Source organism: Streptomyces sp. NPDC006529 (assembly GCF_040611795.1).
In the GTDB taxonomy this organism is placed as follows: domain Bacteria; phylum Actinomycetota; class Actinomycetes; order Streptomycetales; family Streptomycetaceae; genus Streptomyces.
In genome coordinates, this window is record NZ_JBEXPB010000097.1 from 1 (window position 1) to 5,728 (window position 5,728).

Genomic DNA, 5,728 nt, shown 5'->3' on the forward strand with positions numbered 1-5,728 from the left:
GGGCAGGCCGAGCTCCTCCCCCTGGTACACGTACGCCGACCCCGGCAACGCCAGCATCAGCATCGCCGCCGCCCGCGCCCGCGCGAGGCCCTGCGCGCCGCCCCCATAACGCGTCACGTGCCGCACCACATCGTGGTTCGACAGCACCCACGTCGTCGGAGCACCCACCGAGGCGGTGGCCGCCAGGGACTCGTCGATGACCGTCCGCATCGCCCCCGCGTCCCAGGGACACTTCAGGAACCGGAAGTTGAAGGCCTGGTGCAGCTCGTCGGGGCGCACGTACAGGGCCAGGCGCTCCGACGTCGGTGCCCAGGCCTCCGCGACCCCGATCCGCGCGCCCTCGTACCCGTCCAGCAGGCGGCGCCAGGACCGGTGGATCTCGTGGACCCCGTCCTGGTCGAAGAAGGGCAGCGGCTCGGCGCCGATCAGGGTGACCTGCGCCTCGCGCCCCAGGTCCGGCAGCCCGGCCGCCTTGACCATTCCGTGCGCGACGTCGATCCGGAAGCCGTCCACCCCCAGGTCCAGCCAGAACCGCAGGACGGACTCGAACTCCTCCCGCACCCCGGAGTGCTCCCAGTTCAGGTCCGGCTGCTCGGCGGCGAACAGGTGCAGGTACCACTCCCCGTCGGCCACCCGGGTCCAGGCCGGGCCGCCGAAGACCGACTGCCAGTCGTTCGGCGGCAGCTCCCCGGCCGTCCCCCGCCCCGGGCGGAAGTGGTAGCGCGCCCGCTCCGGGCCGCCGGGCGCCCCGGCGAGCGCCGCCCGGAACCAGGGGTGCCGCTCGGAGGTGTGGTTAGGCACCACGTCGACGATCACGCGCAGCCCCAGCGCGTGGGCGGCCCGTACCAGGTCGTCCGCGTCGGCGAGGTCCCCGAAGAGGGGGTCGACCGCCCGGTGGTCCGCGACGTCGTAGCCGCCGTCCGCCTGCGGGGACACGTAGAAGGGGGTGAGCCACAAGGCGTCCACCCCGAGCCGGGCCAGGTGCGGGAGCCGCTCGCGGACTCCGCGCAGGTCGCCCACGCCGTCTCCGTCGCCGTCACCGAAGGAGCGGACGTACACCTGATAGATGACGGCATCGCGCCACCAGTCGCCGCTCGGGGTGACGTCGCTGGAAGCGCTTGCAAGCCGGGAGGCGGTCAGCTCAGGGGTCATATCGGGGTCAACGTCCGGACCCCGGGCCTGGTTGCGGGCCCGTTCACCCGAAGACGGTTCGAACTAACAGCAAGCTGCGGCAACCGTACGGACACACGGATGTAACGATCACCAGGTCTTGCAGAAAATTGCCGCAAGGTCTTTCCGTCGGCTTTCAGGCTTGTTACGTTCCTGGCAACTCGGCACCGCGAGGGCGCGGCCGGGATCATCGAAGGAGTTCATATGCGGCGTGGCATAGCGGCCACCGCGCTGGTCGCGGCTCTGGCGCTCGCGGCGACGGCTTGCGGCGGCGACAAGAACGACAACGGCGGCGGGGACAGCGCCGGTGGCGAGATCTCCGGCACGGTCACCTGGTGGGACACCTCCAACGACACGGAGAAGGCGACCTTCCAGAAGCTCGCCGAGGCGTTCACCGCCCAGCACCCGAAGGTCACCGTCAAGTACGTCAACGTTCCGTACGGCGACGCGCAGAACAAGGTCAAGAACGCCTTCAGCAGCGGCGCCGAGGCCCCGGACGTCATCCGCGCCGACGTCGGCTGGGTCGCCGACTTCGCCTCGCTCGGCTACCTGGACAAGGTCCCCGCGGACACGGCCAAGAAGGTCACCGCGGACTTCCTGCCCCAGGCGGCGGCGAGCGGCACGTACGAGAACCAGCTCTACGCCGTTCCGCAGGTCATCGACTCCCTCGGGCTCTTCTACAACAAGAAGATGCTGGCGGACGCGGGCGTCAAGCCCCCGACCACCCTCGAAGAGGTCAAGACCGCGGCCGCCGCGATCAAGGCGAAGACCGGCAAGACCGGCCTCTACCTGCGTGGCGACGACTCCTACTGGTCCCTCCCCTTCATCTACGGCGAGGGCGGCGACCTCGTCGACGCCAAGAACAAGACGGTCACCATCGACAACGCGGCGGGCGTCAAGGCCTTCAAGGCCGCCCGCGACCTGATCACCTCCGGCGCGGCGGTCACCAACGCCACCGACGGCTACGACAACATGCAGACCGCCTTCAAGTCGGGCGAGGTCGCGATGATGGTCAACGGTCCGTGGGCGGTCAAGGACACCTACGCCGGTGCCCAGTTCGCCGACAAGGCCAACCTCGGCATCACCCCGGTCCCGGCCGGCTCCGTCAAGGCGGGCGCTCCGCAGGGCGGCCACGACCTGGCCGTCTACGCCGGTTCCAAGAACCGCACCGCCGCGCACGCCTTCGTCGACTACATGACCTCCCAGGAGGTGCAGGTCCAGGCCACCAAGGAACTGAGCCTGCTGCCGACCCGCACCGCCGCCTACGAGGTGCCGGAGGTCAAGGGCAACGAGATGGTCGCGTTCTTCAAGCCCGCCGTGGACAAGGCCGTCGAGCGCGCCTGGATCCCGGAGAACGGCTCCCTCTTCGAGCCCCTCAAGCTCCAGTTCACCAAGGCGGTCACCGGGACGTCGAGCCCGGAGGACGCGGCCAAGGCGGCCGGCGTCGAGTTCCGCAAGATCCTCAAGGGCTGGAAGTAGCACGACGATGGCTGCTGAGACCAGCCAGTCAGTGGTGAAGGCCGCGGGCGACGACGTCGCCCGCGGCCGGAGCCGCGGGACTGACCGCAAGCCCGGGGCCCGCCCCGGCCGGATCCGGCGCGCGCTGGCCACCCACTGGTACGCCTGGGCGATGATCACCCCCGTGGTGCTCGTCCTCGGCGTGATCATCGGGTGGCCGCTGGTCCGCGGGATCTACCTGTCGCTGACCAACGCCAACGAGCGCAACGTCGCCCGTACGATCGGCCCCAACACGATCGACGCGACGTACGAGTTCGTCGGGCTCGACAACTACACCGCCGCGCTGAGCGACCCGGTCTTCCTGGACCGGCTGGTGTGGACGGTGATCTGGACCGTCGCGTGCGTGTCCATCACCTTCACGCTCGGTCTCGGCCTCGCCACCATCCTGAACAGGGAGTTCCGGGGCCGCGCCGCCTACCGGATGGCGCTCATCCTGCCCTGGGCCGTCCCCGGCTTCGTCTCCGTCTTCGCCTGGCGGTTCCTCTTCAACCGCGACAACGGCATCCTGAACAAGGTCCTCGAAGGCGGCGGGATCTCCGCCGTCCCGTGGCTCGACGACCCCACCTGGGCCAAGCTCGCCGTCATCACCGTCAACGTCTGGCTCGGCATCCCCTTCATCATGGTCGCCCTGCTCGGCGGCCTCCAGTCCATCCCCGGCGAGCTGTACGAAGCCGCCGAGATGGACGGCGCGAGCCCCTGGCAGCGCTTCCGGCACATCACCCTGCCGGGGCTGCGCACGGTCAGCATGACGGTGGTGCTGCTCTCCACCATCTGGACCTTCAACATGTTCCCGGTGATCTTCCTGCTCACGCGGGGCGGCCCGGGCGACTCCACGGAGATCCTGGTGACCCAGGCCTTCCGGCAGGCGTTCGTGACCAGCCCGCGCGACTTCGCCGGGTCCGCGACCTGGGGCGTCCTGATCCTCGCCCTGCTCATGATCTTCGCGCTGGTCTACCGGCGTGCGCTGCGCAAGCAGGGAGAGGTGTGGTGACCGTGACCACCGCCAGCACCGCCAAGGGGGTGCGGCCGCGCGGACAGCGCGGACCGCTCGCCTCCGTCGCCCTGCACGCCACCCTGGTCGTGGCGGCCGTCATCGCCGTCTTCCCCGTGCTGTGGATCCTGCTGACCTCGCTCAAGCCGCCGCAGCAGGCGGTCAGCACCGACTTCATCAAGGACCCCACGCTCGACAACTACCGCTACCTGGTGGACCACACGTCCTTCTTCACCTGGTTCGGCAACTCGGTCCTGGTCGCGGGCATCACCACGGTCCTCGGCGTGTTCATCGCAGCGACCACCGGGTACGCGGTCAGCCGGTTCAGGTTCCCCGGCATGAAGCCGCTGATGTGGACCCTGCTCGTCACCCAGATGTTCCCCATGGCCATCCTCATCGTCCCGCTCTACAACCTGATGGGCGAGCTGGGGCTGCTCAACCAGCCGCTCGGCCTGATCATCACCTACCTCACCATCGCGGTGCCGTTCTGCGCCTGGATGATGAAGGGCTTCTTCGACACCATCCCGATCGAGATCGACGAATCGGGCCGGGTCGACGGGCTCAACCCCTTCGGGACCTTCTGGCGGCTGATCCTCCCGCTGGCCCGGCCGGGCCTCGCGGTCACCGCCTTCTACTCGTTCATCACCGCCTGGGGCGAGGTCGCGTACGCCTCCGCCTTCCTGGTCGGCGACGACAACCTCACCCTGGCCGGAGGTCTGCAGACCTTCGTCACCCAGTACACCGCCAACTGGGGCCCGATGACGGCGGCTTCCGTCCTCATCGCCATCCCCGCGGCGATCTTCTTCGTCTTCGCCCAGCGTCACCTCGTCGCCGGTATGACCGCGGGCGCGACCAAGGGCTGACCCCCCTTCCCGACGTGTACACCGGCCCGATCTCTCCAAGGACGACATGACCCAGCACCTCGCCGACGCCCTTCCCACCGCGACCGGCACCCAGCCCGGCTGGTGGCGGGAAGCGGTGATCTACCAGGTCTACCCGCGCAGTTTCGCCGACAGCAACGGGGACGGGATGGGAGACCTCGAAGGGATCCGGACCCGGCTGCCCTACCTCAAGGAACTCGGGGTCGACGCCGTCTGGCTCAGCCCGTTCTACGCCTCGCCGCAGGCCGACGCGGGCTACGACGTCGCGGACTACCGGGCCATCGACCCGATGTTCGGCACCCTGCACGACGCCGACGCCGTGATCCGCGAAGCCCACGCGCTGGACCTGCGGATCATCGTGGACCTCGTCCCCAACCACTGCTCCGACCAGCACGAATGGTTCAAGCAGGCACTGCGGGAGGGCCCCGGCAGCCCGCTGCGCGAACGCTTCCACTTCCGGCCCGGGCGCGGCGCGGCCGGTGAACTGCCGCCGAACGACTGGGAGTCCATCTTCGGCGGACCGGCCTGGACGCGGGTGGCCGACGGCGAGTGGTACCTGCACCTCTTCGCCCCCGAGCAGCCCGACTTCAACTGGGAGCACCCCGCCGTCCAGGACGAGTTCCGCTCGATCCTGCGGTTCTGGCTGGACCTCGGCGCCGACGGCTTCCGGATCGACGTCGCCCACGGCCTGGTCAAGGCGCCCGGCCTGCCCGACCTCGGCCGCGACGAGCAGCTCAAGCTGCTGGGCAACCAGGTGCTGCCCTTCTTCGACCAGGACGGGGTCCACGAGATCTACCGCTCCTGGCGGACCGTGCTGGAGGAGTACGCCGGTGACCGGATCGGCGTCGCCGAGGCGTGGACCCCGAGCGCGGACCGCACCGCGCTCTACCTGCGCCCCAACGAGCTGCACCAGGCCTTCAACTTCCAGTACCTGAACACCGGTTGGGACGCCGAGGCGCTGCGCGCCACCATCGACGAATCGCTCGACGCGATGCGGCCCGTGGGTGCTCCGACGACGTGGGTGCTGTCGAACCACGATGTGGTGCGGCACGTGACCCGCTACGGCGGCGGCGCGCAGGGCCTCGCGCGGGCGCGGGCGGCGGCGATGCTGATGCTGGCGTTGCCGGGGTCGGCGTACGTGTACCAGGGCGAGGAGCTGGGGCTGCCG

Annotated in this window: 5 protein-coding genes; 4 read left to right on the forward strand and 1 reads right to left on the reverse strand. The window is 69.7% G+C overall.

Annotated features, from left to right (window positions below; genetic code table 11):
• On the reverse strand, nucleotides 1–1,152 hold a 1,152-nt coding region (locus ABZY31_RS30965; RefSeq protein ID WP_356416972.1), incomplete at its 3' end, for an alpha-amylase family glycosyl hydrolase.
• A 222-nt stretch (nucleotides 1,153–1,374) separates the two neighbouring features.
• Here ABZY31_RS30965 and ABZY31_RS30970 point away from each other — a divergent pair.
• From ABZY31_RS30970 to ABZY31_RS30985, 4 genes are all read left to right on the forward strand, one after another.
• Nucleotides 1,375–2,649 carry an extracellular solute-binding protein gene (locus tag ABZY31_RS30970; RefSeq protein ID WP_356416974.1) on the forward strand — a complete coding sequence of 425 codons (1,275 nt, stop codon included), beginning with the start codon at nucleotides 1,375–1,377 and terminating at the stop codon, nucleotides 2,647–2,649.
• Between the two features lie 7 nt (nucleotides 2,650–2,656).
• A complete protein-coding gene (locus ABZY31_RS30975) occupies nucleotides 2,657–3,679 on the forward strand; it encodes a sugar ABC transporter permease (protein WP_356416976.1) in 1,023 nt (340 codons plus the stop codon).
• Nucleotides 3,676–4,542: a carbohydrate ABC transporter permease gene (locus tag ABZY31_RS30980; protein WP_356416978.1), complete on the forward strand. Its 867-nt coding sequence runs from the start codon at nucleotides 3,676–3,678 to the stop codon at nucleotides 4,540–4,542. The genes ABZY31_RS30975 and ABZY31_RS30980 overlap by 4 nt, the downstream gene beginning before the upstream one ends.
• A 46-nt stretch (nucleotides 4,543–4,588) precedes the next feature.
• Nucleotides 4,589–5,728 (forward strand): alpha-amylase family glycosyl hydrolase (locus tag ABZY31_RS30985; RefSeq protein WP_356416980.1); only part of this gene is annotated, 1,140 nt, incomplete at its 3' end.